Genomic DNA, 1704 nt, shown 5'->3' with positions numbered 1-1704 from the left:
CAGCAGCGGCTGCTCCGGCGCCAGCGCATCGCTGCTGCGGCGCAGGCGCAGCTGGGTGGCGCCGAGCTGGAACACCGCGCCGGCCCCCAGGGCCACCGACTCGCCGGCCGCCAGCCGCCGCCGGCCCAGCTGGCCGCCATTCAGGCTGGGCAGCAGGGCCAGCTGCGGACCACCAGCCTCGTCCAGGCTCAGCCGGGCATGGGTGGCGGCCAGATGGCTGTCGTCCAGCACGATGTCGCAGTCCGGCGAGCGGCCGATCGAGACCGGCCAGGCCTGCAGCTTGTGCGTGGCGCGCACCTGGCCGTCGCGGCCCAGCACCTCGATCACTGCTGCTGCGCGCGCGTCCATCCGAAGCCTCCGAGGTAATGGGCGCTCAGCTTGAGCGCGTTGTCAAAGCTGATGCCGCGGGCATCGAAACGGCCCAGCGCGCCCTCGGTGGCGCCATCCACCGTGGTCACCAGCACGCTCAGGTCGTGCAGGCCGGCCAGCTTGCGGTAGGCGCTCAGGCAGATCACCGCGCGCAGCGGCGGCCCCTCCTTGACGCCCTTCTGGATGAACTCCTCGCGGCAGTGCGGCGCGGTGCGCTGCTTGTTGGAGCGGCCCAGGTTCTCGTTGCGAAAGCTGCCCGAGTACTGCTTGGCAAAGCGCAGCGCGCCGAGCTTGGCGCCGTCATAGGCCTCGTGCGAGATGTCCAGATAGCCGGTCTGCAGCGCGCCATTGATGAAGACCGCATGCTCCATCCGGCATTGCGAGCGCTGGAAGTCCAGGCCCTTGCTGTCGGCCGGCGTGCCGCGCCCCCAGCAGCGCATGAACTGCTCCTGCGGCACCGGCAGACGGTAGCGCACATGGTCGGCACCGCGCCAGGGCTGGGCGATGAAGCGGCCCACCAGCTCGTCCTGATAGGCCATCAGCTGCTCGCGCAGGCGCGGCCAGGCCGGGCCGACCAGCGGCTTGGCGGTGCGGCTGCGCTCGAACAGGCGCAGCGCGAACTCGGCCGGCACCAGAAAGCTCATCTGCTGGGCGAAGAACATCGCCGAGACATTGATGCCGACAACCCGGCCCTCCTCGTCCAGCACCGGGCCGCCGCTCATGCCCGAGTTGATGCTGCCCGAGTAGTAGATCAGCGCATCGAAGCTGCGCTCGACCAGGCCGTTGTAGGTGCCCTCGACGACGGCGAAAGCCACGTCGTGCGGATTGCCNCCGAGTTGATGCTGCCCGAGTAGTAGATCAGCGCATCGAAGCTGCGCTCGACCAGGCCGTTGTAGGTGCCCTCGACGACGGCGAAAGCCACGTCGTGCGGATTGCCCATCGAGTAGATGCGGTCGCCCTTGGACAGCGGCTGGTCCAGCGGGCGAAAGCGCAGCGCGCCGGCATTCTTGAGCCCGGCGCCGACCACGCGCAGCAGCGCCAGGTCGCGCCGCACATCGAAGTCCAGCAGCTCCAGCTCGCCCGCCTGGCCTTCGGTGCCGGCATAGCGCAGGCGGTAGCGCTCGGGCTCCAGCGCGGCCTGGCTGATCACATGGTAGTTGGTGATCACATGGCCGTCCTCGCTGACCAGAAAGCCCGAGCCGACCGAGGCCTGGCTGTCCTGATTCTTCAGCAGGGTGCGGATCTGCAGCAGCTGGCCGCGGGCCCGCTCGTAGATGCGCCGGGCGGTGGCCGAGACCGCCGCGGCCGGCGCGCTGGCGGCCGCTGCCGGAGCTG

3 protein-coding genes are annotated in these 1704 nt (G+C 70.2%); all 3 read right to left on the bottom strand.

Annotated elements, in window-relative coordinates:
- Positions 1–348 (bottom strand): FHA domain-containing protein (locus PO768_RS28740; protein WP_272648785.1); only part of this gene is annotated, 348 nt, incomplete at its 3' end.
- Positions 324–1184 (bottom strand): trypsin-like peptidase domain-containing protein, encoded by an 861-nt coding sequence (locus PO768_RS28735; RefSeq protein ID WP_272648784.1) that lies wholly within the window; start codon positions 1182–1184, stop codon positions 324–326. The genes PO768_RS28740 and PO768_RS28735, both read right to left, overlap by 25 nt.
- Positions 1121–1519 (bottom strand): S1 family peptidase, encoded by a 399-nt coding sequence (locus PO768_RS28730; protein WP_442953323.1) that lies wholly within the window; start codon positions 1517–1519, stop codon positions 1121–1123. Before PO768_RS28730 ends, PO768_RS28735 begins: the two co-directional genes overlap by 64 nt.
- Between the last annotated feature and the right edge of the window lie 185 nt (positions 1520–1704).

The organism is Paucibacter sp. XJ19-41 (assembly GCF_028462495.1).
In the GTDB taxonomy this organism is placed as follows: domain Bacteria; phylum Pseudomonadota; class Gammaproteobacteria; order Burkholderiales; family Burkholderiaceae_C; genus Roseateles_E.
The sequence above is the reverse complement of the archived record's forward strand: the minus strand, read 5'-3'. Positions and strand labels throughout refer to the sequence as shown.